General features: G+C 66.6%; 25 protein-coding genes and 1 riboswitch. Of the genes, 10 read left to right on the forward strand and 15 right to left on the reverse strand.

Annotated elements, in window-relative coordinates; genetic code table 11:
* Positions 1 to 94: 94 nt before the first annotated feature.
* Together AC6I21_RS13170 and AC6I21_RS13175 are read left to right on the forward strand one after the other, a co-directional pair.
* The gene (locus AC6I21_RS13170) at positions 95 to 739 is read left to right on the forward strand and encodes a TetR/AcrR family transcriptional regulator (protein WP_346921259.1); all 645 of its coding nucleotides are present in this window, start codon (positions 95 to 97) and stop codon (positions 737 to 739) included.
* Between the two features lie 2 nt (positions 740 to 741).
* Positions 742 to 957, forward strand: coding sequence for a LapA family protein (locus tag AC6I21_RS13175; RefSeq protein WP_343832281.1), 216 nt, complete (start codon positions 742 to 744; stop codon positions 955 to 957).
* 41 nt (positions 958 to 998) lie between these two features.
* Here AC6I21_RS13175 and AC6I21_RS13180 read toward each other — a convergent pair whose 3' ends face one another.
* The 3 genes from AC6I21_RS13180 to AC6I21_RS13190 form a co-directional block, all read right to left on the reverse strand.
* Positions 999 to 1187, reverse strand: coding sequence for a hypothetical protein (locus AC6I21_RS13180; RefSeq protein ID WP_138175861.1), 189 nt, complete (start codon positions 1185 to 1187; stop codon positions 999 to 1001).
* A gap of 172 nt (positions 1188 to 1359) precedes the next feature.
* Positions 1360 to 1731, reverse strand: coding sequence for a hypothetical protein (locus tag AC6I21_RS13185; protein ID WP_054821156.1), 372 nt, complete (start codon positions 1729 to 1731; stop codon positions 1360 to 1362).
* A gap of 418 nt (positions 1732 to 2149) precedes the next feature.
* A complete protein-coding gene (locus AC6I21_RS13190; protein ID WP_054821157.1) occupies positions 2150 to 2392 on the reverse strand; it encodes a hypothetical protein in 243 nt (80 codons plus the stop codon).
* 470 nt (positions 2393 to 2862) lie between these two features.
* Between AC6I21_RS13190 and AC6I21_RS13195 the strand changes: the two genes are divergently transcribed.
* Positions 2863 to 3549 (forward strand): SDR family oxidoreductase, encoded by a 687-nt coding sequence (locus AC6I21_RS13195; RefSeq protein ID WP_138175857.1) that lies wholly within the window; start codon positions 2863 to 2865, stop codon positions 3547 to 3549.
* A 96-nt stretch (positions 3550 to 3645) separates the two neighbouring features.
* Here AC6I21_RS13195 and AC6I21_RS13200 read toward each other — a convergent pair whose 3' ends face one another.
* The 5 genes from AC6I21_RS13200 to AC6I21_RS13220 form a co-directional block, all read right to left on the reverse strand.
* Complete coding sequence (locus AC6I21_RS13200) at positions 3646 to 4134, reverse strand: Lrp/AsnC family transcriptional regulator (protein ID WP_374700247.1); 489 nt, start codon at positions 4132 to 4134, stop codon at positions 3646 to 3648.
* A gap of 97 nt (positions 4135 to 4231) precedes the next feature.
* Positions 4232 to 4714 carry a DedA family protein gene (locus AC6I21_RS13205; RefSeq protein WP_497762574.1) on the reverse strand — a complete coding sequence of 161 codons (483 nt, stop codon included), beginning with the start codon at positions 4712 to 4714 and terminating at the stop codon, positions 4232 to 4234.
* A 10-nt stretch (positions 4715 to 4724) separates the two neighbouring features.
* A complete protein-coding gene (locus AC6I21_RS13210; protein WP_497762575.1) occupies positions 4725 to 5972 on the reverse strand; it encodes an MFS transporter in 1248 nt (415 codons plus the stop codon).
* 16 nt (positions 5973 to 5988) lie between these two features.
* The gene (locus tag AC6I21_RS13215; protein ID WP_497762576.1) at positions 5989 to 7125 is read right to left on the reverse strand and encodes an NAD(P)/FAD-dependent oxidoreductase; all 1137 of its coding nucleotides are present in this window, start codon (positions 7123 to 7125) and stop codon (positions 5989 to 5991) included.
* Entirely contained in the window at positions 7126 to 7443 is a 318-nt protein-coding gene (locus AC6I21_RS13220; protein WP_246049577.1) for a bifunctional 3-phenylpropionate/cinnamic acid dioxygenase ferredoxin subunit, read from the reverse strand.
* 184 nt (positions 7444 to 7627) lie between these two features.
* Between AC6I21_RS13220 and AC6I21_RS13225 the strand changes: the two genes are divergently transcribed.
* From AC6I21_RS13225 to AC6I21_RS13235, 3 genes are all read left to right on the forward strand, one after another.
* Complete coding sequence (locus tag AC6I21_RS13225) at positions 7628 to 8077, forward strand: MarR family winged helix-turn-helix transcriptional regulator (protein ID WP_396277306.1); 450 nt, start codon at positions 7628 to 7630, stop codon at positions 8075 to 8077.
* A gap of 205 nt (positions 8078 to 8282) precedes the next feature.
* Positions 8283 to 8404: riboswitch (SAM riboswitch) on the forward strand.
* A 31-nt stretch (positions 8405 to 8435) separates the two neighbouring features.
* Positions 8436 to 8975: an OsmC family protein gene (locus tag AC6I21_RS13230; protein WP_497762577.1), complete on the forward strand. Its 540-nt coding sequence runs from the start codon at positions 8436 to 8438 to the stop codon at positions 8973 to 8975.
* A 68-nt stretch (positions 8976 to 9043) separates the two neighbouring features.
* On the forward strand, positions 9044 to 10201 hold the full coding sequence (locus AC6I21_RS13235) for a cytochrome P450 (RefSeq protein WP_497762578.1): 1158 nt from the start codon (positions 9044 to 9046) through the stop codon (positions 10199 to 10201).
* A gap of 97 nt (positions 10202 to 10298) precedes the next feature.
* Here AC6I21_RS13235 and AC6I21_RS13240 read toward each other — a convergent pair whose 3' ends face one another.
* Both AC6I21_RS13240 and AC6I21_RS13245 read right to left on the reverse strand, forming a co-directional pair.
* Complete coding sequence (locus AC6I21_RS13240; protein WP_138175845.1) at positions 10299 to 11009, reverse strand: FadR/GntR family transcriptional regulator; 711 nt, start codon at positions 11007 to 11009, stop codon at positions 10299 to 10301.
* A gap of 45 nt (positions 11010 to 11054) precedes the next feature.
* On the reverse strand, positions 11055 to 12734 hold the full coding sequence (locus AC6I21_RS13245; protein WP_497762579.1) for an L-lactate permease: 1680 nt from the start codon (positions 12732 to 12734) through the stop codon (positions 11055 to 11057).
* 145 nt (positions 12735 to 12879) lie between these two features.
* Here AC6I21_RS13245 and AC6I21_RS13250 point away from each other — a divergent pair, with 145 nt between their 5' ends.
* Genes AC6I21_RS13250 through AC6I21_RS13260 form a run of 3 tightly spaced genes read left to right on the forward strand, consistent with a single transcriptional unit; the run spans position 12880 to position 15742 of the window.
* Positions 12880 to 13644 (forward strand): (Fe-S)-binding protein, encoded by a 765-nt coding sequence (locus AC6I21_RS13250; protein ID WP_054821375.1) that lies wholly within the window; start codon positions 12880 to 12882, stop codon positions 13642 to 13644.
* Positions 13641 to 15113 (forward strand): LutB/LldF family L-lactate oxidation iron-sulfur protein, encoded by a 1473-nt coding sequence (locus AC6I21_RS13255; RefSeq protein ID WP_212743883.1) that lies wholly within the window; start codon positions 13641 to 13643, stop codon positions 15111 to 15113. The genes AC6I21_RS13250 and AC6I21_RS13255 overlap by 4 nt, the downstream gene beginning before the upstream one ends.
* Complete coding sequence (locus AC6I21_RS13260) at positions 15110 to 15742, forward strand: LutC/YkgG family protein (RefSeq protein WP_497762580.1); 633 nt, start codon at positions 15110 to 15112, stop codon at positions 15740 to 15742. The genes AC6I21_RS13255 and AC6I21_RS13260 overlap by 4 nt, the downstream gene beginning before the upstream one ends.
* A gap of 318 nt (positions 15743 to 16060) precedes the next feature.
* On the opposite strand, the gene AC6I21_RS13265 is transcribed toward AC6I21_RS13260, so the two are convergent.
* Positions 16061 to 17881, reverse strand: coding sequence for an L-aspartate oxidase (locus AC6I21_RS13265; protein ID WP_391495594.1), 1821 nt, complete (start codon positions 17879 to 17881; stop codon positions 16061 to 16063).
* 98 nt (positions 17882 to 17979) lie between these two features.
* Between AC6I21_RS13265 and AC6I21_RS13270 the strand changes: the two genes are divergently transcribed.
* Positions 17980 to 18927, forward strand: a complete 948-nt coding sequence (locus tag AC6I21_RS13270) for a LysR family transcriptional regulator (protein ID WP_497762581.1) — start codon at positions 17980 to 17982, stop codon at positions 18925 to 18927.
* On the opposite strand, the gene bioD is transcribed toward AC6I21_RS13270, so the two are convergent.
* Genes bioD through bioA form a run of 4 tightly spaced genes read right to left on the reverse strand, consistent with a single transcriptional unit; the run spans position 18893 to position 23421 of the window.
* Positions 18893 to 19681, reverse strand: coding sequence for a dethiobiotin synthase (bioD, locus tag AC6I21_RS13275; RefSeq protein WP_497762582.1), 789 nt, complete (start codon positions 19679 to 19681; stop codon positions 18893 to 18895). The two genes, AC6I21_RS13270 and bioD, sit on opposite strands and share 35 nt — an antisense overlap.
* Complete coding sequence (locus tag AC6I21_RS13280) at positions 19678 to 20865, reverse strand: cytochrome P450 (protein ID WP_497762583.1); 1188 nt, start codon at positions 20863 to 20865, stop codon at positions 19678 to 19680. The genes bioD and AC6I21_RS13280 overlap by 4 nt, the downstream gene beginning before the upstream one ends.
* On the reverse strand, positions 20862 to 22091 hold the full coding sequence (locus AC6I21_RS13285; protein ID WP_138926788.1) for an aminotransferase class I/II-fold pyridoxal phosphate-dependent enzyme: 1230 nt from the start codon (positions 22089 to 22091) through the stop codon (positions 20862 to 20864). The genes AC6I21_RS13280 and AC6I21_RS13285 overlap by 4 nt, the downstream gene beginning before the upstream one ends.
* Positions 22081 to 23421, reverse strand: coding sequence for an adenosylmethionine--8-amino-7-oxononanoate transaminase (gene bioA / locus AC6I21_RS13290; protein ID WP_446753739.1), 1341 nt, complete (start codon positions 23419 to 23421; stop codon positions 22081 to 22083). The genes AC6I21_RS13285 and bioA overlap by 11 nt, the downstream gene beginning before the upstream one ends.
* Positions 23422 to 23459 lie beyond the last annotated feature (38 nt).

A 23459-nucleotide genomic window follows, 5' to 3' on the forward strand; every position in this document is an offset into this window, starting at 1 on the left:
TGAAGACTATAAAATGAACATGATTCATTTACGCATTAAAGCATAGAATGTTTTCAGGCAAATGTGAAGCAGACCACGTCAGGGGAGACATTTCATGGGCACGACGGCACCGCGGCGCGCCGGCCGACCACGCACGGCCATCCTGGACCGGGCACGGATCACCCAGCACGCCATGGGCGTGGTTCTTGAGTCAGGCTACGAGTCTCTGACCATGCAGCGCCTGGCCCGATCCCTGGGGGTCTCCCCCTCGGCGCTGTACAACCACGTCTCCTCCAAGAACGACCTGTTGCAATGGATCCAGGAAACGGTGATGGATGAGGTGGACCGGGACTGCTTTGACACGATGGAGCTGGGTGCGGCCCTGGAAACCTGGGCGGTGAGCTACCGGTCGGTGTTTGCCCGGCATGTTCCGCTCATCCCGGTGATCGCGGTGCTGCCGGTGGCTGACTCCCCGAACACCCTGACCATGTATGAACGGGTGGCGCGGGCGCTGCATGAGCACGGGGTGCCCCAGGAGCAGATCGTGCCGATCATCGTGGCACTGGAGTCCTTCATTTTCGGCTCGGCCATCGACACCTCGGCGCCTGCGGACATCTTCGACCCCGGAGAGCATCAGGCCAGCGCGCAGTTCTTTAGTCGCTCGCTGGATGCCCAGCAGGCCACGGGACGGCGCAACTCGGATGACGCCTTTACGATCGGCCTGCGCGCGATGATCACCGGTCTGCTGAAGGGAAGGTAGGCATGCAGGAACAGAAACCGCACTGGATTCAGCGCATCACCATCAAGCAGTGGAGCGCGGTGGCATTGACCGTGATCGCGCTGGTCTTCATCCTGCAGAACCTCTACCGGGTCCGCGTGCAGCTGTTGTTCTTCCACACCAGCGCACCGCTGTGGGCGGTCATGCTTGGCACGCTGGTGGTCGGCTACTTGATCGGGCGCTTCTCCACCCGGCGGTGACCCGGCCAAGGCGGATGGGCTAGAACCTCCCGGACTCGACGCTATTCGTCGAGGATGGCCCACTCCCCCACGGCTTCGTTGTTCGAATCGAACACGTCCTCCTGGGCGCCGGCCTCCATGGGATACAGCTCCAGGTTCTTCGCCCAGTGCCGCAAGATCTCCTGCAGCTCCTCACGGGGCTTGAGCTGCATGGTTTCCGTGTCGAAATTTACCTCTAGGACGAAACGCATCAGGAACTTCCAATCTCTCGGATTGTGGTCATCCTATGCCTTCGTGCGCCGAAAAAGCGAGAAACGCACACGTGAGTCGCGCAATGGCCTTCAGAGGCAGCGGCGGGCATGAAAAAAGCGGGACCACTGGTCCCGCGATTTTTCTCCCCGTCCACGGCGATCGCCGTGGCCATTACATTGGGTAGTAGCTGTAGGCCGCCGACAAATTGTCCAGCAGCTCACTGCCTCCGACCTTGTAGGCCAGCAACAGCAGCCCGCCAAAGACTGCGCCGGTGAAGGCGCTGAAGCCCAGCGACAGCTTCGCCAGCGAGCGAACTTCCTTGCGGCTCACGGCGGCTTCGTCGTTCAGGTAGGTCTGCACGCTCTGCCCGAAGGTGGCTGCCGGAGTCAACGCCGGCACGCCCAGCACGTTGGCGGCGGTGTCAGTGGCCCCGTCCCGCAGGTACGCCACGGTCTGGCGGTTCTTGCGGTCCTGGCGCAGCTTTACGATGTTCGATCCGTGACGAGCCAAGAGGATGTCTTCACCGAGTGGGATCGTACTCATAATCGCTGCTCCTTAGAAAATTGTCGGGGTGTTATTTACAAGCTAACAGCCTTTTTTGACCCCTTAATACAAAACCCCGCTATTCGTTCACAACCTCACATGCCAATGTGAGCGGAACCGCATGATTCCGGGGCAAAACCGGTGACTTGGGGCACCTCACGCACCGCCGCGAAAGGATCTGGAGGCGGCCAAAACAAATGTTGTTGAACTTTTAACCAAACGTTTTTACCACGTTTGCTTGGTTCAGCGGAGGCAATGCTGTGGCAGGCGTCGGCCGCGGGTCGCTGCGTGGAAGGTCTTGCCGCCGCGCGACTACCGGTCGCCAAGGGGTGCGCCGGATGCCGGGCAGCGCATGGCAAAGGGTCCACAGCCTTCGCTGCGGACCCTTTGCGGTCTCTTGCTGTATTTCTAGGCGCCGCTACGCTGTCTTGGGCTTGCCGCTGCGTGCCTCGTGGCGCGCATGCTTCACCTGCGCGCGCAGCTCGTCGTTGCTCACTGCCGGATCCACACGCAACCCCAGCTGCTGGGCCTTGGCCAGCAGGTCCTCGCGGATCTCAGTGGCGTGCGTACGCCGGTAGCCCACGACCAGGACAGCACTGATGATTCCCAGCGCCACAATGGTCAATAATGCGGTCAGTACCAACACGTCAAATTGCTGCATCTGCCATCCTCCTTCCAATCTCCCACTAACTTCAACAACCGCAACCATCGATACATTCCCAAAACATGCCTAGTCACAACGGCAAGAGGGAAAACCCTGGAGCGGCAGAATCCAAAGAGGGGATTAACTATCCTAGCAAGAATATTCGAATAAAGCATACTTTGTGTTCAATTACGCTTTGGAGACGGACCTAGCCAGTACTGCACGGGAGGTGCCCAGGGAGGCGCCCCGGCTTTTATCGGTAAACCACCGGCGAAAGAACCTTCAGGCTTCGACAGCTTGATGCCGGTTCGGGGACGGGCTTCCTAACCCCCGCCGTCATGCCATCTTGTGAACGTCCTGGCCAGGCGGTAGCGTCCACAGTAGGTCCTGAAAGCCGGGACAACGAAGACCAACCACGTCGGAGGGCCGGCGGGCCCAGGGCCTGCCGCGAAGACAGAAACTGTCGCCGATCACGAAGGAGTCGGATCATGGCTGAAAAGCGTCGTGTCGTAATTGTCGGGGGTCACGGAAAGGTCGCCCTGCTCGCTGCCCCGCGGCTCGTCCGGGAGGGGTTCGAGGTCCATTCGCTGATCCGCAATCCGGAACACATCACCGATATCCGTGCGGTGGGTGCCACCCCGGTGGAAGTTGATATTGAAACCGCCAGTGCCGAAGAACTGGCCAAGACCTTTACCGGAGCCGATGCCGTCGTGTTCTCGGCCGGTGCCGGCGGCGGAGATCCCGAGCGCACCAACGCCGTGGACTATGAGGCGGCGGTGCGCACCATGCAAGCCGCCAAGCAGGCCGGAGTCAACCGCTATGTCATGGTCTCCTACGCGCGCGCCCTGGTGGACGTCGACAACCTGGACCCGAAGGATTCGTTCTATCCTTATGCCAAGGCCAAGCACGACGCGGATGAGTACCTGCGCGGCACGAGCCTGGAGTACACCATCCTGGGGCCCGGCGCCCTGACCCTGGAGCCGGCCACAAAGAAGCTGCGCCTGGCCGACAGCCGCGGCCGCATTTCCGGGCACGAACCGGCGGGCACCGAGGGGCGCACCGCCCGGGAAAACGTTGCGGAAATGATCGCGTACGTGCTGGCCCACAATGCCGGAATCCGCCAGACCGTGAATTTCTTTGACGGAGACACCCCGATGAGCAAGATCGTCTCCTAACGCTCAACAAACTTCAGTGGCCAGTTCCCAAGGCCTGAGCAACGAAACGTCCAGGGAAGCACCGTGGTGCGGCCCTGGACGTTTTGCTGCGGGACTTCAGTATTCGGCGCTGCCGTGGCTGTGCTCAAAGACCAGTGAGGTCTGGGTGGTCGCCACGGCCGGGTTCGAGGACAGGTAGTCGAGCACGAACTGGCGCACGTCCGCGGAGTTGCGCACCGCCACGTGCAGCACGAAATCGTCGGCGCCGCCCAGGAAGAACAGCTGACGCACTCCGGGCTTGGCCTGCATGTCCTGGGCGAAGGTCGACATCAGGTGCCGGGCGCCGGGACGGATGCGAACGAAGATTAGCGCCTCCAGCTCTCGTCCGAGCACCTGCGGATCCACCTCGATGGTGAACCGGGAAATCACGCCGGTATCACGCAGCTGATTCAGCCGGGCCAGGCAGGTCGAGGGGGCGATGCCCAGCTCCTCGGCCAGGGAGTTGTTCGTGCGGCGGGAGTTCTCCGACAGCAGCCTGAGCAGTTTACGGTCCAGCTCATCGAGCTGCGCACGCTTGATCTCGGCCGAGACCGGATTATTCACCACTGTCGCACCTGCTTTCCCCTGGTTCGGCACTTGGGCGCCGGCCTGCAGTGCCGATACCTGCACCTTTGACTGACGTTGTGATTCACCATCATAGGTCTCACTTGATTTCTTCCGGGCCTATTACCCGGCGGGCGCGCTTCCTGCGACGCAGGATCAGCCACAGCGCCATGGCCAGCAGCACCACGATGCCCACCAGCCACGGCCAGTCCAGCGCGATCCACGCATAGATGAACGCCAGGCCCACGGTGGTGTACACCAACGCCCAGATCAGACAGCCGACAATCACCGCCGGCAGGTAGCGCCGCAGCGGCATCCGGGTGATTCCGGCGGTCGCGTTCACCGCCGTCTGCACCCCCACGGTCAAGAAGCTCAGCGGCACGGCGAAGACGCCCCACCGGGCCAGCAGGGCCTGGGACTTGAGGTAGATCGGGCCGCGCAGCACCCGCTGGAAACGCGTCTGCTTCACCCCCGCGGCGATGCTGTGCCCGATCCAGTAGGTGGTGTTCGCGCGGATCATCGCCCCAAGGAAGAAGAACAGGTACGTCACCAGGTAGGGCGCGTCCTCGATCCACTGCATCATGGCAACGCGCCTACGGGACCATCTTGATGCGGCGCACCAGCAGCCCGCCGGCCACGCTGACCACCGCGGCGCAGACAAACAGGGTGGGGTACCCACCCAGCCAGCTCACCGCGATCCAGGCGATCAGGGGCGCGAAGACCTGCGGCAGGGAGTTGGCGATGTTGATGACGCCCAGGTCCTTGGCCCGGGAATCGGCGTGCGGCAGCACCTGGGTCAGCAGCGCGTAGTCCACCGCCAGGAAGGAGCCGAATCCCAGTCCGAGCAGCACCGCTCCGCCGATCGCCACCGGGAAGGAGGGGGCCACGGCCATGACCAGCGCCGCGGCGGCCACAATCAGGGAGGAGATCACCACGTAGCGCTTGCGCTTGCCGTCCCGGTCGGAGAGCTTGCCGGCCACCACCGAGGAGAGGATCACAAAACCGGCGTAGATGCTGCTGAGCACCAGCACCCCGGCGGCCGGTTCGGGATGATTCAGCCCATCCTGCAGGAAGTACAGCAGGTAGACCAGGATCAGCTGGCTGGAAAGGTATAGCAGGAAGCGGGTCAGCCAGGCCCAGCCGAAGTCCGGGTAGCGGACCGGGTTGATCCAGAAGCTGCGCAGGAAGCTGCCCCAGGCGAACTCCTCGCGGGCGCTGGCCGGCAGCACCACGTCCTGGCGCAGCAGCACGAAGGGCACCGAGCACAGGGCAATCACCACCGCGACGATCGCGTAGCCGAACACCAGGTCGCTGGCGGCGACCATGCCGATGCCGGCGCCCACCAGGATGCCCAGGGTCTGGGCCAGGGCGATCAGCCCACCCACGGTGCCGCGCTGGGCGACCGGGACCTTGTCCGGCACGACGGCGAGCACCGCGGCCAGCGCGGCGTTGCCCGCGGCCTGCATCAGTGCCCAGCCCAGCACCAGCACCGTGACGGTCTGTGCGGTGGACATCAGCAGCAGGGCCAGCGCACCGCCCAGGGTACCGGCCACGATCCAGGGGACGCGGCGGCCAAAGCGGGAGGTGGTTCGGTCGCTGAGGGCGCCGAACAACGGGTTCGCGATCATCGAGACGACCGCGCCCACGCCGGTCACCAGCGACAGGGTGGCGTTTTTCTGCTGCGGGGAGATCGCCTCGGAGTGCAGTCCCAGCAACACCTGGATGGGTGCGAAGAAGCCGACGTTGATGCCGATGTGCACAATCAGTACCGCGGCGATCCAGCCGACGCCCACGCGAGCGGTGGGGGTCCGGAGTGCTTCGACTGCCTTGTTAGATTCCATGCTGCTGCGTACCCGCCTACCGTTTGCGACCCAGATTGCGCGGAGTGATCCCCGGATCTTCCAGGTCGGTGATGGGCGGGGTGATCTCCTGTTCAATCAATTTTCGCACGGCCCGGCCCATCAGCCCGCCATCGACCATGGAGGCGGCCACCAGGCGGTCCTGCCCATCCAGGCCGAAGAGCACCTGGATCTTGCCCTGCCGGGTGTGGCGGGCCACGGTGCGCGCCACCGCGGTGAAGTCCCCGACGACTTCCACGTGGGATTCGTGGCGGTCGGACCAGAACCAGGGCACCTTGCGCCGTGGGGCGCTGGTGCCCATGATCGTTGCGGCGGCGAGCGCCGCATCCTCATTGGCCCGGTCCCAGTGGCGCAGGGGGCGGGCACCGGCCTCGCGGGCCACATCCCCGATCGCCAGCACCTGGGGGACGCTGGTGCGCATGCCCGCGTCCACAATGATGCCATTGTTCGTTTCCAGGCCCAGGGTGTCGGCCAGGGTGAGGTTCGGCTCCACCCCGATCGCGGCCACCACGACGTCGGCCTCGATGCTCTCCTGATTGACCTCGACACTGTTTTCGGTGATCCGCTCGGCCATCCCGGTCACCACCCGGATCCCGTTCAGCCGATGGTCCTCGTGCAGCTGGCGGGCCATGGGTTCGCCAAAGGCGGTGACCAGCGGCACCTGCTGGTTGCTGATCAAGGTGACCATGGCACCGAACTGTCGGGCCGCGGCGGCGAATTCGGCCCCGATGAGCCCGGCACCGATGACCACCACCTGGGTTCCGAAGGCGCCGAAGGACAGCTTCTGTGACAGGTCCTCGGCGTCCTTGGCCGTATGGATCACCCGGGCATGTTCGGCCCCGGGCACCTGCAGTCTCCTTGGCGTGGTTCCGGTGGCGAGCACCAGCCAGTCCTGTTCGGATTCCGGTGCCTGGACCTGGTCAATGCGCTGCGGCTGCAGCTGCACCGAGTGCTCAATAAACCATGCCGGGGGTGCGAGGTTGACCCGTTCCAGCGTCTTGCTCAGGGGCGGGCGATCGTAGGGCAGCCCCTCCGGATCGCTGAGCGTGATGTTTCCGGCATAGCCCGCCTGGATCAGCGTGTGGGCCAGGGAGAAACCGGCGACCCCGGCCCCGACGATATGCACTGAACCCATTTAGAAGTGCAGCTCCAGCATCCCGTCGATGACCTCCACCTTGTAGGTGCGCGCATCAACATAGGCTGGCAGGCACAGGACCTTGCCGGTCTTGAGGTTAAACCGGGAAGCGTGCAGCGGGCATTCGACTTCGCAGTCTTCAATCCATCCTTCGGACAGGGAGGCGACTTCGTGGGTGCACTCATCCTGCAGGGCGTAGAAGTTGCCGTCCTCCGCATGAAAGATGGCGATGTCCTCCTTGGCTCCGCTGTCATCGGATTCGACCTTCAGCGCCTCGCCGACCGGAATCATGTCGACTGGACCCACCGTGTAGCTCACTGCTTCTCCTTCGGTTCTAAAATTAGTCTTTCTCATCTTGTCACCTTCTGCGGACGCTCACGTAGTAGCTCGGTCACGTCCCGCTGGGCGTATCCCTGGGCCAGCGTTTCCTGTTCCGGCGTGGGAAGCCCGAACAGGTCGGGGCAGATCATGGCCGGGGTGTGCGCCCGCCTAGAATGGTTCCATGCATGACGAAGAACTTTTCACCACGGTGGAAAGAGAGTTCACCACGACCTTGTTGCGCGCCCGCCAGACCCTGGTTCAGCGCGCCAAGGCGATCCACCCGCAGCTGCAGGCCCCTGGTTACCGGATCCTGGCTATCCTGGTGCATCACGATTCCCAGCAGCAGGGGTTCCTTGCCGAATCGCTGCAGCTGGACAAGGCCACGATTTCCCGGCTGGTCAAGCAGTTGGAGACCCAGGGACTGATCACCCGGACCGCGGATCCCAAGGATGGCCGGGCCCAGCTGGTGTCCATCACCGAGCGGGCGCGCGACGCCTGGTACGCCAGCGGTCAGGCGCAGCGCCAGCGCCTGCGGGACAAGCTGGAGGACTGGTCCACCGAGGACGTGCAACGTTTCGCCGATCTGCTGCACCGTTTGAACGACAACTCCGACGCCGCCGACGCCGGTTAACCGCAGCCGCAGACAAAGGGTGCGCAGCGTGGTGCCGCTTGCCATGAGGGCCGGGGTGCTGCTGGACGCAACACCTCATTGGTCCACCGCCGTGCTCCCCCATCGCCCGGCCCGAACGTGACCTACCTCCGCACATGACTCGATGACGAAACATGACGCGGCTCGTTGTCCACCCCGCCCGATGCGGGATAGAACAGAAACACTGAATCACGAGTTCCGACCGTACAAGCCCTGGCTGGTCGGACGGCAACCCTATTTGCGCCATTGTGCGGGGTGCCCCAGGTGATGATTCGACGCTGTTGAAGGCCAGCAGCGTAAGCGATGGCGCCCCCTTGCGCCAGAAAGGGGAAGATTTCCCATGACCAGCACCCTGACCCTCGCCGAGGACCGCGCCCAGCGACTGGATGCCGCCGCGCAGGCATGGAACGAACGGCTGTCGGCCGACCCCGCCAACGGCAGCTTGTCCTTCACCGTCACCGGCAGCGGTACCGGTGCGGTCGCCAGCGACATCAAGGCCGGACGGCACACCTTCCAGGTCGACGAGCCGGCGCCGCTGGCCGGGGACGACGCGGCCGCCAGCCCGGTCGAGTACGCGCTGGCCGCGCTGGCCTCCTGCCAGATCGTGGTCTACCGCCTCTACGCCCAGCAGCTGGGGATCCAGGTGGATGACATCAAGGTCACCGCGAACGGAGATCTGGATGTGCACGGCCTGTTCGGCGCCGCCCCGTCGGTGCGCCCCGGTTTTACCGGTGTTCAGCTGGATGTGCAGCTCACCGGCCCGGAATCCACCGAACGCTATCTTGAGCTGCAGCGGGTGGTCGATGAGCACTGCCCGGTGCTGGACGTTTTCAAGAACCCGGTACCGGTGAGCGTCAACGTCCTCGTGTCCGGACGCTAGCCAGGGCCTTGTCCGGTCCGCCTGCCAGCGCGTAGCCTGAGGCCAGGCGAGCATTGGAGGAAAGCAGCATGTCAGCATCAGCCGCGCCGGACTGGGACCCACGGGCCCCGGAGGTGCTAGAGGACCAGATTGCCGCCTACGACCGCCTCCGGGCCCAGTGCCCCGTCGCCCACAGCGAGTTCCTCGGCTACTCGGTGCTGGGGCACGAAGATGCGCTGCGGGTGCTACGTGATCCGGAAAAGTTCAGCAACGCCGTCTCCCAGCGGCTGACCGTGCCCAATGGCATGGATCCACCGGAGCACACCGTCTACCGGGCGGTCAATGACCGCTACTTCACCCCGGAGCTGATGCGCCGCTTCGAGCCGGTGTGCCGGGAAGTGGCGCTCAGCCTGCTCCGGGAGCTGCCGCTGCACGAACCGGTCGACGTGATTGAGCAGCTGGCCGAGGTCTATGCACTGCGCGCCCAGAGCGCGTTCCTGGGGTGGCCGCGGGAGCTGGAGGAACCGCTGCGCGCCTGGACCGCGAAGAACCGCACGGCCACCTTGGCCCAGGACCGACCGGCGATGAAGGCCATCGCCGTGGAGTTTGACGGATACATTCGCCAGCTGCTCCAGCAGCGGCGCGAGGCCGGCCACCGCGCGCCGAAGGACCTGACGACCCAACTGCTGCATGAACAGGTGTACGGCCGGGCGCTGAACGACGAGGAGCTGGTCAGCCTGTTGCGCAACTGGACGGTCGGTGAGCTGGGCACCATTGCCGCCAGTGTCGGGATCCTGGCCAATTTCCTGGCCACCCACCCGGAAATCCAGACCCGTCTGCGCGAGGATCCCTCGCTGATCGGGGCGGCCAACGACGAGATCCTGCGGGCGCACGCCCCGCTGATTGCCAACCGCCGGGTGACCACCCGGGATGTGGAAGTCAACGGGCGGCTGATCCCGGCCGGTGAGCGGGTGACCGTGGTGTGGGCTTCGGCCAACCGCGATGAGAGCGTGTTCGGGGACCCGGATGAGTTCCGCCTGGACCGGGACCCGGGGCTGAACCTGCTGTACGGGGCGGGCATCCACATCTGCCCCGGGGCGCCGCTGGCACGGCTGGAGTTGCGGGTGCTGGTCGAAGAACTGCTCAAGCGCACCAGCAGCATTGCCCCGGCCCCCGGCGCCCAGGCACCGGCCCGGGCCCACTACCCCGGCAGCGGGTACTCCACGCTGCCGCTGCAGCTGGACTGAACCGGCCGCGGGCCACCAACCGCCAGCAGGCGCCGTCTCCTTTGGTGGGGGACGGCGCCTGCTGGCGGTAAGGAAACTGCCGGGTCCGGAACCCGGCCTAGAAGCGGGTCTGCTGGTAGAACCAGTTGATGTGTTCCTCCAGCATGTGCGCGGCCCGTTCCCGGTTGTTGTTGGCAAACGCGCGGTGGATTGCCTTGTGCTGGCGGCGCAGCACCTTCACGATCGGCTGCCAGGTCGCATCGTCCGGGATGGCCGAGGCCACGTAGTCGCTGATCGAGTGGCGCAGGGATTCCATCATCGCCTCCACCACTGAGTTGCCGGCCATCGAGGAGAGCAGCACATGGAACTCGGCGTCAATGCGGTGGAACTCGTCGCGGGAAAGCTGCGGGTCATCCATGCGCATGATCAACACCGCGGTGCGCTCGATCACCTGTTGGGCGTGGATCGGGTCGCGCGGGGTCATCTGCGCCGCCCAGGTCTCCAGCAGGATCCGGGACTCCACGATCTCCCGGACCTGGATGCCCTTGGCCGCCACGTGCAGGCGCAGCGCCTGGGACAGCCCGGCCGAGGGGTTGGAGATGATCACCGCCCCGGAGTTCGGGCCCGAACCGGTGGAGGTGCGCACCACGCCCATCACGTCCAGGATGCGGATTGCGTCGCGCACCGAGGCCCGGGAGATCCCGTGGGTTTCGGCCAGCGCCCGCTCCCCGGGCAGCTGATCGCCCAGATTCAGCTTCCCGGTTCGCAGGTCACGCTCAATGGCCTCCAGGACCACCTGGTAGGCACGCGGAGTTGGCTTTGTAGACATCAGAACCCATTTTAGTGTGTTGCGCCGTTGGCCAGGGCCACGGGCCTAGTGCGGCAGCATCCAGCTGAGCACCGGGGTGGACTGCAGGTAGACCAGCACGCACAGCACCAGCAGCATGCCCACCGACCAGCCGGCCACCTTCTTCAGGATCACCGACTCCTGGCCTTCCATCTTCACCGCGGTCGCCGCGATGGCCAGGTTCTGCGGGGAGATCAGCTTGCCGACCACGCCGCCGGAGGTGTTGGCGGCCACCAGCAGGGTCGGGTCGATGCCCGCATTGACCCCGGCGGTCTGCTGCAGCTTGGCGAACAGGGCGTTCGCGCTGGTGTCCGAGCCGGTCACCGCGGTGCCGATCCAGCCCAGGATGGGTGAGAGGAAGGCGAACGCGCCACCGGCCCCGGCCATCCAGGTGCCGATGGTGATGGTCTGCCCGGACAGGTTCATCACGTAGGCCAGGCCCAGCACCGAGAGGATGGTCAGCGCCGCGAAGCGCATGTTGTACACGGTGCGCCCGATCTCGACGATCGCGTTGCCCACGGCGATCGGGTACTTGCCCCCGTCATCGAACTTGGAGTACACGATGGCCACGATCAGCCCGGTGATCAGCAGCAGGGTGCCGGGGGTGGAGAGCCAGTTGAAGTTGTAGATCGTCGAGGAGACCGCCTCGCCGTTGCCGTCCACGATGTTCCCGTGCAGCCCCGGCCAGCCGAACTTCACGTCGGTGGCGGCCAGCGCCGCCGGGATGTCCACGCCCAGGCGCCACAGCTTGGCCACACCGAAGATCAGGATCACCAGCACGTAGGGGAACAACGCCATCCAGGTCGCCCCCGGGCGCAGGTTGCGGTTCGCGTCCACCGGCTTGGCCAGCGCCTCGGGGGTGAGGATGCGCTCGCGGGCCTCGTCGGCGCCCTTGGGCTTCCACACCTGCAAGAAGAGCACCGCAACGCCCAGGCCCACCAGCGAGGCGACGATGTCGGTCAGTTCATAGGAGAAGTAGGTCGCGCACAGCCACTGGGCGATGGCGAAGGAAATGCCGATCACCAGGGTCACCGGAAGGGTCTGGCGCATGCTGCGCCACCCGGCGATGACCAGCACCAGCACGGTGGGAACGAACAGGGCCAGCACCGGGGACTGGTGTCCGACGGTGGCGCCGATCTCCCCGGCCGGGATCCCGGTCAGCGCACCGGCGGTGGTGATCGGGATGGCCACGGCGCCAAAGGCCACCGGGGCGGTGTTGGCGATCAGCACGGCGCTGGCCGCACGCAGCGGGGAGAGCCCCAGGGCCAGCAGCATGGTGGCGGTGATCGCCACCGGGGCACCGAACCCGGCCAGCGCCTCCAGCAGGCCGCCGAAGCAGAACGCGATCAGCACGGTCTGGATGCGCACATCCCCGCCGCCGATCACGTCAAAGACCCGGCGCAGATCCTCGAAGCGCCCGGAGACCACGGTGACCTGGTAGAGCCAGATCGCCATGACCACGATCCACACGATGGGGAAGGCGCCGAACACCACGCCCATCACCCCGGAGTTGATGGCCAGCCCCACCGGCATCTGCCAGCCAAAGATCGCCACGATGATCGCGACCAAAAGGGAGCTGAGTCCGGCATAGTGGGCTTTGACCTTAACTACGGCCAGCATGACGAAGAAGGTGAGCAGCGGGATCAGGGCGACCAGCGCGGAAATGGCCACGCTGCCGGCGATCGGCTCGGTTGATGGTGTAAACACGGTGTGGGCGTCCTTACTAGTGATGGTCAGACCACATATGGTCAGACCACCGATAATACAAGGTGAGTGCTATCACAACAAGTCTTGACGGGATCCGGAAGATGCGCCTAGTATGGTCAGACCACACAGCGAGAGAGTTATTCTTATGCGTATTGCACTCTTTGCCACCTGCATCGTCGACGCGATGTACCCGGAAACGGCCAAGTCCACGGTGAAAATCCTGGAACGCCTTGGCCATGAGGTGATCTTCCCGGCCGGCCAGGCCTGCTGCGGACAGATGCACATGAATTCCGGCTACATGCCCGAGGCGCTGCCGGTGGTTGAAAACCATGTCCAGGCCTTCGAGCGCGCCGACTACGACGTGGCCGTGGCACCCTCCGGATCCTGCGTCTCCTCACTGAAGCACCAGCACGGCATGCTGGCCGAGCGGCTGGGCAAGCCGGACCTGAAGTCCCGCGCCGCGGAGGTCGCCGGACGCACCTACGAGCTCTCGCAGCTGCTCACCGACGTCTTGGGCATCACCAACGCCGCCGAACAGCTGGGCAGCTACTTCCCGCACAGCGTCACCTACCACCCCTCCTGCCACGGCATGCGCCTGCTGAAGCTGGGCGACCGGCAGCTGGACCTGCTCAAGTCGGTGGGCGGGATTACAGTGGAGGAGCTGCCCGAGGCAGACCAGTGCTGCGGCTTTGGCGGCACCTTCTCCATCAAGAACTCCGATGTCTCCTCGGCGATGCTGCAGGACAAGGCCCGCAACATCGCCTCCACCGGCGCCTCGCTGTGCGTCGGCGGAGACGTCTCCTGCCTGATGCACATCGGTGGCGGGCTCTCACGCAATGGCCAGAAGCCGGGCACCATGCACCTGGCCAACATCCTGGCCAGCACGAAGGAAGAGATGGTGGCACTGTGAGTCAGGTATTTTTGGGCATGCCGGCGGCCGGGGAAGGCAACCTGTTTGCCGATGAGTCCTTCCCGAAGGCCGCCCACCACGAGCTGCAGAACACCCAGCTGCGCGCGAACCTGCGCCACGCCACCCACTCCATCCGCGACAAGCGGCTGCGCGTGGTCGGCGAGCTGCCGGACTGGGAGTCGCTGCGCAACGCCGGGGAGGCGATCAAGAACCAGGCGATGGCACGGCTGGATGAGCGCCTGGAGGAGTTCGAGAAGAACTTCACCGCCCGCGGCGGCATCATCCACTGGGCCCGCGACGCGGCCGAGGCGAACCAGATCGTCACCGACCTGATCAAGCAGACCGGCTCCACCGAGGTGGTCAAGGTCAAGTCCATGGCCACCCAGGAAATCGGCTTAAACGAGCACCTGGAAACCCAGGGCATTGCCGCCTTCGAAACCGACCTGGCCGAACTGATCGTGCAGCTGGACCACGACAAGCCCAGCCACATCCTGGTCCCGGCGATCCACAAGAACCGCACCGAGGTGCGCGACATCTTCCTGCGCGAGATGCCGGATGTGGATCCGAACCTGACCAATGAGCCGGCCAAGCTGGCCGAGGCCTCGCGCAAGCACCTGCGCAAGAAGTTCCTCTCCACCAAGGTGGCGATCTCCGGGGCCAACTTCGCCCTGGCGGACACCGGCACCCTGGGCGTGGTGGAGTCCGAGGGCAACGGGCGCATGTGCCTGACCCTGCCCGAAACCCTGATCACCGTGATGGGGATCGAGAAGGTGCTGCCCTCCTGGCAGGACATCGAGGTCTTCATGCAGCTGCTGCCGCGCTCCTCCACCGGGGAGCGGATGAACCCGTACACCTCGCTGTGGACCGGGGTCACCGAGAACGACGGGCCGCAGAACGTGCACCTGGTGCTGATGGACAACGGGCGCACCCGGGCGCTGTCGGATCGCTTCGGGCGCAGCGCGCTGAACTGCATCCGCTGCTCGGCGTGCATGAACGTCTGCCCGGTCTACGAACGCACCGGCGGGCACGCCTACGGCTCGACCTACCCGGGCCCGATCGGCGCGATCCTCTCCCCGCTGCTGACCGGCATCGAGGCCGAGGAGAACAACTCCCTGCCCTACGCCTCCTCACTGTGCGGCGCCTGCTTTGACGCCTGCCCGGTGAAGATCAACATCCCCGAAATCCTGGTGCACCTGCGCGGGGAGGACGTGGATTCCCAGCGCGGCAAGAAGCTGCTGCCCACCCAGATGGACCTGCTGATGAAGGGCGGCTCCTGGGCGCTGGGCAAGGGCCGGAACCTGGACCTGCTGGAAAAGGGGCTGCCGCTGGGCAAGCTGGCCGCCGGCCGGGACAAGAAGATCAAGCGCCTGCCGGGCATCGCGGCGGGCTGGACCGCCAGCCGCGACATCCCGGCACCGCCAAGCAAGTCCTTCCGCGACTGGTGGAAGAGCGAGAAGGAGGGCAAATGAGCGCCAAGGAAGAGATCCTGGGCCGGATCCGCACCGCGCTGGCCGATAACCCGCGCGTGGAACCGGTGGTGCGCGACTACCGCACCACCTCGCAGCTCAGCGAAACCGAGGTCATCGAGCTGCTGGTGGACCGCCTGGTGGACTACAAGGCCGGGGTGGATGTCATCGAGGCCGAGCAGATCGCCACCCACGTCGCCGCGAAGCTGGCCACCGCCCGCTCGGTGGTCTACCCGCACGGGCTGGACACTGGTTGGCTTCAGCAGCTGCCCGAGTCCATTGAGCGGCGCATCGACGCCCCGGGCCACGCCCTGGACATCCCGGTGCTCGATGAGACCAGCGCCGTGGTGACCTCCTCGGCGGTGTCCATCGCCGAGTCCGGCACCATCATCCTGGACGGCGAACCCGACCAGGGCCGGCGCGCGATCTCCCTGGTGCCCGATCACCACGTGTGCATCGTGCCGGTCTCCACGATCGTGCAGCTGCTGCCCGAGGCCATGCCGCGCATGGACGTGACCCGCCCGCAAACCTGGATTTCCGGGCCGAGCGCCACCAGCGACATCGAGCTGGAGCGCGTCGAGGGCGTGCACGGGCCGCGCACCCTGGATGTGCTGATCGTGCGCGGGCTATAGACCCCTGCGCCCCCATTCGATGGCCGGTTTCCCCGTTCCAAAATCTCCAAGGGAAGCCGGCCATTGCTTGTACGACCGCCCAATAGGCTGCGCATCGCGCGCAGAAGATTCGGCTGCTCGGGAATGCTGGATGCTCTCCCTTACCCCTGGTCGCGACATGCTCCACTATGAGGGATTCTTGTGTCCTTTTGCCTCGGTAAATTGACGAATGCACGGTTTCTTCGGTGCCGAACTGGGCGAACTTCCGGTTGTTGTCCTCAGCCTGCTTAAAGCCCCGCAGGAGTGCGATGGCTCCAACGGGTCTCTAAACTCGCGGGACTACTCCACCAGCTTCCCGGCCGTGTCCACCTCACCGATCAGCTCACTGATCTCGGCGGGCACCGGCGGGATCGACTCGCGCACCACCCCGCCGTGCGGGGACCAGACCAGGTTCACCTGCAGCTGCGGATCCTGCTCGGGGTAGTCGCTGCGGTTGTGGCAGCCACGCGTTTCGCGCCGTTCCAGCGCCGCCTCCAGGGTGGCCCGGGCGGAGAGCGCCGCGGATTTCAGGTCATAGGCGTGCGCCAGGTCCTGGAAGCCGGCAATGTCCGGGTGGATTCCCACGTTGGCCATCCGCGCTTCGATCTCATCCAGCCGGCGCAGCCCTTCGAGCAGGCCCGCCTCGTCACGCACCACCCCGGCGCACTCGGTCATCATGTCCCGGATCGCCCGTTGCAGGGAGCGCACGTTTTCCTGTCCGTCAGCGGCCAGCAGCCGCTCCAGCTCGCTGCGGGCCCGTGTCACCGCGGCGGCCGAACGGGTGTGGGACTCAAGCCCGGCCGAATACTCGGCGGCCGCCCGGCCCACGATCCGCCCAAACACCAGCAACTCAATCAGCGAGTTGCCGCCCAGGCGGTTCGCCCCGTGCAGGCCGCTGGAGGCCTCACCGATCGCGTAGAGCCCCTCCACGTGCGTGGAGTGGTCTTCGGGACGCACCCACACCCCACCCATGGAGTAGTGCGCGGTCGGCGCGATCTCGATGGGTTCGCGGGTGATGTCCAGCATCTGCACCTCCAGCATGGTCTGGTACACCCGCGGCAGCCGCTCCATGATCAGCTGGCGCGGCAGATGGGAGATGTCCAGCCAGACCCCGCCCTTCTTGGTGCCGCGTCCTTCCTTGATTTCCGTGTAGGCCGCCAGCGCCACCCGGTCGCGGGTGGACAGTTCCATGCGCTGCGGGTCGTAGCGTTCCATGAACCGCTCCCCCAGCCCGTTGCGCAGGATGCCGCCCTCGCCGCGGGCTGCCTCGGAGATCAGGGTGCCGGCCGCGTTTTCCGGTTCAATGATTCCCGAGGGGTGGAACTGCACCAGCTCCGGGTCGCGCAGCCGGGCCCCGGCCTCCACCGCCAGGCGGAAGGAGTCCCCGGTGTTCTCATCGCGTCGGGAAGAGGTCCGCCGCCAGATGCGGTTGTGTCCGCCGGCGGCCAGGATCACCGCATCGGCGTGGATCAGGTAGCGGGTGCCGTTGTTCACGTCGAAGCCGTACGCGCCGAACACGCGGTTGTCATGAGTGAGGATGTCGGTGATGTACACGGTATCCAGGATGGGGACCTGCAGCTGTTCACTGCGGCGGACCAGGCTGCGCTGGATTTCCAGGCCCGTGTAGTCCCCGGCGAACGCGGTGCGGCGGAAGGTATGGGCGCCAAAGAAGCGCTGGGAGATCCGTCCGTCCTCTTCACGGGCAAAACCCATCCCGTAGCGTTCCAGGTCCGCGATGCCCTCGGCCGCTCCCTGCGCCACAATCTGCACGGTGTGCGGGTTGGCCAGGTAATAGCTTTCCTTGATGGTGTCCGCCGCATGCTGCTGCCAGCTGTCCTCGGCGTCCATGGTTCCCAGCGCGGCGTTGATGCCCCCGGCGGCCAGGGAGGTGTGGGCGTCGTGGCGGGGGCGCTTGCCCACGGCCAGCACGTCCACCCCCAGTTCGGCCAGTTCAATGGCTGCGCGCAGCCCGGATCCGCCGGTGCCGATCACCAGCACGCCGGTGGAGATCTTGCGTTCCCGGATCTTGCCGGTGCCGCCATCGAACCGGTGGCCGGTGGCGTTGTCGTTGGATTCGTTGTTCGTGGTGTCGCCGTTGTTGCCCGCGACGGAGCTGTTCATACCCATGGCTTCCACGCTAGAAACCCGGAAACCATTAGTCCAATGAATTATTTTTCTGGTTTCGATGCGTTTTTGCTATTGTCCTTTAGGTTGGAGCCATGAACCTCGACCAGCTCAAGAGTTTCCTGACCGTCGCGGACCTGGGTCACTTCACCCGGGCCGCCGAGCAGCTGCACCTGGCCCAGCCCTCGCTGAGTCGGCAGATCGCCACCCTGGAATCCGAGCTGGGATCCCAGCTTTTCCACCGCGCCCGCGGCAACATCACCCTCACCCCGGCCGGGGAAGCGCTGGTGCCGCTGGCTTCCCGGATGCTGGCCGATGCCGACCGGATCCGCCACCAGATGCAGGAGCTGGCTGGGCTGCGTGCCGGCCGGGTGCGGCTGGGTGCCCCGCCCTCGATGTGCATTTCCCTGGTCGCCATGGTGCTGGGTGAGTTCCACCGGCGCTATCCGGGAATCGAGCTGCACTTGAGCGAGGCCGGTTCGCGTCTGCTGCTGGAGCAGCTCTCGGCCGGTCAACTGGATTTGGCCCTGGTGGTGGCCTCCGAGCACGAACCGGCCGCCTTCGAGTCCCTGGATGACATTCCGCTGCTCTCGGAGGAGCTCATGGTCATTGCCGCCAAGGCCGGCCAGCTGCCGGCGGGGCAGGGCCCGCTGAGCCTGGCCCAGTTGGCCCCGGTCCCGCAGATCGCCTTCTCCCCCAGCTATGACCTGCGGGCAGCCACCATGCAGGCCTATCGCAGCTGTAATCTGGAACCGAACGTGGTCCTGGAGGGCGGGGAGATGGATGCGGTGCTGCGTTTCGTGCAGCTCGGCCTGGGTGTGGCGGTCGTACCGGCCACGGTGCTGCTGGACCGCAGCGAGTTCCATACCCGCCGGCTGGAGCAGCCCTCCCTGACCCGCACCATTTCCCTGGCTCACCGCAAGGATGTGGGGTTGACCCGGGCGGCGGCGGCCATGCAGCAGATGATCACCGCCACCGCCGCGCAGCTGGCCGGGCGCAGCCCCGCGATCAACGCCCTGGCCGCACCCGGTGCGCAGCGCTGACCCGCGCTTCCCACAGCTCCCCGGTCTGGGCAATCTTCTGCCCGGCGGCGTGCAGTCGTGCGGTGAGCGTTCCCGCGCCCTGCCGAACCACGCCAGCCGGCGGGCCGGGCGCCCACGTCCAGCCGAAGTTTGCGGCCAGCCCGCGCAGGTTCGCGCGGTTCACTTCGTGCAGCGCCTGCGGTTGCCCCGGCCAGCTGCCCATCACGAGCAGGCCCTCACGCAGCCCACGCTGGCTGGCCGCTTCCAGCGTCAGTTCGGTGTGGTTCAGGGTTCCCAGATCCGGTCGCGTCACCAGGACCGGCCGGGCGTGCAGTTCCCTGGCCAGGTCCGCCAAGGTCTGCTGCTGCTGCGTGAGCTTCACCAGCAGGCCGCCGGCCCCCTCCACAAGCACCACCTGATGGGTGCGGGCCAGTTCCCCCACCCGACGCACATGCTCCTGCAGACTCGGCAGTGAACCGGCGCCGCCGCTGGGACGACGCCGCGCTTCCTGGCCCAGCGCATCCAGTGGCGCCATCGCCGGGGCCAGACGCACCCCTTCGGCCACGGTGAGCTGGGCGGGGTGCGACAGCCAGCGCGCGACCGCCTGCACGTCCCCTTCCTCGCCCGGCCCCACCCCCGTCTGGGTGGGCTTGTAGACCGCCACGCGGTGGCCGCGCTGCAGGGCGGCTGCGGCCAGGACCGCGGTGACTACGGTCTTGCCGACCTCGGTATCGGTCCCGGTGACCGCCAGGATCCTGGCGGCATCCCCGCTCATGCCCGCACCCCGGCCGCAGCCAGCCGTGCCGGTACCGTGAGCGGGGCCTGGAAGGAGAGCAGATGCAGCCAAGGCGTTTCCGGCTCGGTCAGGGTCAGTCCCGGGAGCTGTTGCGCTGCGGTGCGCAGCACTTCCTCGGCCTGCATCCGGGCCAGCCCGGCCCCCAGGCACCGGTGCACTCCCAGTCCAAAGGCCAGCGAATCATCCTGCTCCCGGCCCAGTTGGCCTCCGGACAGCTGCAACACCAGCTGCTGGCCAGCCAAGAATTGCTCACCGCCACATACCGTGTCCCGGGCCACGACGCGCCGCCAGGTCGGCACCGAGGACTGGGCGGCCAGAACCGCACCGACCAGCTGCGCGGCGGTGTGTGGGTTGTGGGCGCACTGCTCCCAGCGGCCCCGGTCCAGCGCGGTGTGCAGGACGGTGTGGATGAGCAATGCCGTGGTCTCCTGGCCGGCGATGGTCAAAAAGTAGCCCAGCGAGCGGATCCGGTCCGCGTCCACCCCTTCCCGGTGCAGTTCGGCGTAGAGGTTTCCGTCCCCGGCGGCGATGGCCTGCAGGACGCTCTGGCGCAGCCAGGCGTGGAATTGCGCGGCGGTGCGTGCCAGCTCCAGCTGGCGCTGGTGATCCGGCCACCCCCAGAACAATTCCAGTGAGTGGCGGCTGAAGCGCTTGAGCAGGTCCGCCGGCGGCACCGGCACCCCGCTCAGGCGCTGCATCACCTCTGCCGGAATCGGCGCGGCCAGCCGTGCGCTCAGGTCCACCGGTTCCCTCTCGGTCCCGGCGGCCAGATCCTCGCAGATCTCCCGCGCCCGACGCTGCACGAACCCGCGTTGGGCGGCCACCTTGGCGGGGCTGAAGAACCCGGCAACGATGCGCCGCACCCGGCGGTGCTCCTGCCCGCTGGCGCTGGCCAGCACCGGTGGCAGGAAGAACTTTTCGGCCGCGAGGATCCGCAATGCGCTCGGGGCCAGGTCGATCGCGGTGAGCAGCGCATTATCCGGGGTGAACAGTTCCGGGCGCAGCAGGATCCGGCGCACCTGCTGCGGATCCTCGATGATGCGGTAGCGTTCGGTGATTTGTGGCGGGTAGGCCCGGTGCAGGTTTCCGCCCAACGGCGCCCGTCGTGTTGTCGTTGCCGGTGGGCCGGGCATGCTGGGTTCGGTGGCGAACGGGCAGCTCATGAATGCTCCTCCTGGGTGACGGTGCTGATGATGGCGTGCAGTGCCTCCTGCAGCACAGTGGTTTCATGGTGGGCGTGCCCGGTGATGCGCAACCGGGAGATGCCATCCGGAACACTGGGCGGGCGAAAGCAGGCCACGGAAATCCCCTGCACCGCCAGGCATCCGGTGGCGCGGACCGCGGTGGCGGGACTGCCCATCCGCACCGAAAGGATCGGCCCGGTCCCACGCTCCACCCGCGCGTCCCAGCCGGGAGCCGCGACCAGGGTGTTCCCGATCAGCTCAACGTTGCGCATCAGCCGGGCGCGCCGCGGGGCGTCGGCCAGCTGCAGGGCTGCGCGGGCGGCCCCGGCGGCGGCGGGGTTCAATGCGGTGTCAAAGATAAAGGTCCGTGCGGTGTTCAGCAGGTGCTCGCGCAGCAGGCCCGCCTGCTGACCACCGAGCAGCACTGCCCCGCCTTGGGCGGCCAGTGCCTTGGACAGGGTTGCGGTGACCAGCACGTGGGCGCTGTGCTGCAGCCCGGCAGCACGCACTGCGCTGCCGCCGGGGGTGGCCGCCAGGGAGTGCGCCTCGTCAACCACCAGCAACGCACCGTACTCTTGGCATAAGCGGGCCGCAGCGCCCAGGTCGGCACTGTCCCCCAGCACCGAGTACAGGGACTCAACCACCACCGCCACCCGTGAGGGCGCACGGCTTGCCCGGGCCTGCTGCCGGTGTTCCTCCAGGATCCGTCTCATCCCAGCCAGGTCATTGTGCCCGGCGGTGCGCACCGCGGCCCCGGAAAGCCGGGCGCCGTCCACCAGGCTCGCATGGGCGTGGGCGTCGAGGATGAACAGACTGCCGGGACCGCCCAGTGCCTGCAACAGGCCCAGGTTGGCGGTGTACCCGCTGGAGAACACCAAAGCGGCATCCCGTCCGGTGTAGCGGCACAAGGCGTCTTCCAGCTCCCGGTGCACCGGCAGCGTGCCGGTGGCGATGCGGCTGGCTCCGGCGCCGGCGCCCTGCTCCTGCAGCGCCTGGGTCGCGGCCTGCCGCACCGCCGGGTGCCCGCACAGCCCCAGGTAGTCGTTGGACGCCAGATCCAGCAGCCCGGTCCGACTGGTGTCGCGGCGTTGGAAGTGACGGACCTGGCGCACCCGTTGCCGCCCGGCGAGCCACCCGTGCCAGTGCTCCGGCAGTTCCCCGCCTCGTGCCGATTCCTGCGCTGGGCTGTGGAGGCTAGCGTCCATGGACTTGGCCTACCGCCGCCACGACCGCCTGCCCCAGCTGCTCCAGTTCCCGGCTGCCGGTGACATAGGGCGGCATCACGTAGAGGAGGTCGCGGAAGGGGCGCACCCACGCACCCCGGCGAACCGCGGCGGCGGTCACTTCGGCCATCCGCACCGGCTCACGCAGCTGGATGACCCCGACCCCGCCCAGTACCCGCACCTGGCGGACACTGCTGAAGCCGCTCGCTTCGCCCAGTGTCCGGCGCAGCCCGTCCTGCAGGGCGTTGACCTGCCCCTGCCAGCGGGCGGCGCCCTTGTCCTGCGGATCCGGTTCGCTCAGCAGCCGGAGCGACCCGTTGGCCACTGCGCAGGCCAGCGGATTGCCCATGAAGGTGGGCCCGTGCAGCAGCGGTGAACCGCTGCGCTCCAGTGTCTGGGCCACCGCGGTGGTGCACAGCGTCGCAGCCAGGCTCAGGTAGCCGCCGGTCAGGGCCTTGCCCACGCACATGATGTCCGGGATGACCCCGGCCCATTGGCTGGCGAAGAGGCGCCCGGTGCGGCCAAATCCGGTGGCGATTTCGTCAAAGATCAACAGCAGGCCGTGCTCGTCGGCCAGTTGGCGCAGTACCCCCAGCACCTGCGGCGCGTAGACGTGCATGCCTCCGGCGCCCTGCAGCACCGGTTCGCAGATGATGGCGGCCAGCTCCCCGGAGTGCGCAGCGATCCCGGCCCGCGCCTGGGTCTCCCACTCCGAAAGCTCGGTCTCATCAACCTGCCAGCCGCCTCCTGGTTCGGGCGCGGCGGAGGGCGGGCGGGGCAGAAATACGTGCTCGGGTCCCTGGCCGCTGAATTGCGCGTGCATCCCGTCCACCGGGTCGCAGATTCCCATGGTGGCGAAGGTGTCCCCATGATAGCCCCCGCGCAGGGCCGCGACGCGTTGACGTTCTCCTTGCCCCCGGGCGTGCTGGTACTGCAGCGCCAATTTGAGTGCCACTTCCACGCAGATGGATCCCGAGTCGGCCAGGAACACGTGGTTCAGGCTGCCCGGTGTCAGGGCCGTCAGGCGTTCGGCCAGTTCCACGGCCGGTGCGTGGGTCAGTCCCCCGAACATTACGTGGCTGAATTGCTCCAGCTGTTTCCGCGCGGCCGTATCCAGCCGCGGGTGGCGGTACCCGTGGACGGCGGACCACCAGGAGGACATGCCATCGATCACCCGGTAGCGCCCGGAGGCATCGGCGAGATTCAGCCAGACGCCCTCGGCCTCCTGCACCTCATAGCGGGCCCCGGCCCCCAGGGTACTGTACGGATGCCAGAGCAGCCCGGCATCCCTGTCCAGGACGCTGCCGGCCAAGGGCGGGGGCGGTGCCGCGGGTCCAGGGTGGAGCGCAG

This window comes from Glutamicibacter sp. St.4D3 (assembly GCF_059728615.1).

Coding starts and splice junctions, on each gene's coding strand:
- AC6I21_RS13250 (WP_054821375.1), top strand. CDS start 12,880: ATGCGTATTGCACTCTTTGCCACCTGCATCGTCGACGCGATGTACCCG.
- AC6I21_RS13265 (WP_391495594.1), bottom strand. CDS start 17,881: ATGAACAGCTCCGTCGCGGGCAACAACGGCGACACCACGAACAACGAA.
- AC6I21_RS13260 (WP_497762580.1), top strand. CDS start 15,110: ATGAGCGCCAAGGAAGAGATCCTGGGCCGGATCCGCACCGCGCTGGCC.
- AC6I21_RS13285 (WP_138926788.1), bottom strand. CDS start 22,091: ATGGACGCTAGCCTCCACAGCCCAGCGCAGGAATCGGCACGAGGCGGG.
- bioD (WP_497762582.1), bottom strand. CDS start 19,681: ATGAGCGGGGATGCCGCCAGGATCCTGGCGGTCACCGGGACCGATACC.
- AC6I21_RS13175 (WP_343832281.1), top strand. CDS start 742: ATGCAGGAACAGAAACCGCACTGGATTCAGCGCATCACCATCAAGCAG.
- AC6I21_RS13205 (WP_497762574.1), bottom strand. CDS start 4,714: ATGATGCAGTGGATCGAGGACGCGCCCTACCTGGTGACGTACCTGTTC.
- AC6I21_RS13190 (WP_054821157.1), bottom strand. CDS start 2,392: ATGCAGCAATTTGACGTGTTGGTACTGACCGCATTATTGACCATTGTG.
- AC6I21_RS13280 (WP_497762583.1), bottom strand. CDS start 20,865: ATGAGCTGCCCGTTCGCCACCGAACCCAGCATGCCCGGCCCACCGGCA.
- AC6I21_RS13180 (WP_138175861.1), bottom strand. CDS start 1,187: ATGCGTTTCGTCCTAGAGGTAAATTTCGACACGGAAACCATGCAGCTC.
- AC6I21_RS13170 (WP_346921259.1), top strand. CDS start 95: ATGGGCACGACGGCACCGCGGCGCGCCGGCCGACCACGCACGGCCATC.
- AC6I21_RS13230 (WP_497762577.1), top strand. CDS start 8,436: ATGACCAGCACCCTGACCCTCGCCGAGGACCGCGCCCAGCGACTGGAT.
- AC6I21_RS13270 (WP_497762581.1), top strand. CDS start 17,980: ATGAACCTCGACCAGCTCAAGAGTTTCCTGACCGTCGCGGACCTGGGT.
- AC6I21_RS13235 (WP_497762578.1), top strand. CDS start 9,044: ATGTCAGCATCAGCCGCGCCGGACTGGGACCCACGGGCCCCGGAGGTG.
- AC6I21_RS13195 (WP_138175857.1), top strand. CDS start 2,863: ATGGCTGAAAAGCGTCGTGTCGTAATTGTCGGGGGTCACGGAAAGGTC.
- AC6I21_RS13185 (WP_054821156.1), bottom strand. CDS start 1,731: ATGAGTACGATCCCACTCGGTGAAGACATCCTCTTGGCTCGTCACGGA.
- AC6I21_RS13240 (WP_138175845.1), bottom strand. CDS start 11,009: ATGTCTACAAAGCCAACTCCGCGTGCCTACCAGGTGGTCCTGGAGGCC.
- AC6I21_RS13225 (WP_396277306.1), top strand. CDS start 7,628: ATGCATGACGAAGAACTTTTCACCACGGTGGAAAGAGAGTTCACCACG.
- AC6I21_RS13215 (WP_497762576.1), bottom strand. CDS start 7,125: ATGGGTTCAGTGCATATCGTCGGGGCCGGGGTCGCCGGTTTCTCCCTG.
- AC6I21_RS13210 (WP_497762575.1), bottom strand. CDS start 5,972: ATGGAATCTAACAAGGCAGTCGAAGCACTCCGGACCCCCACCGCTCGC.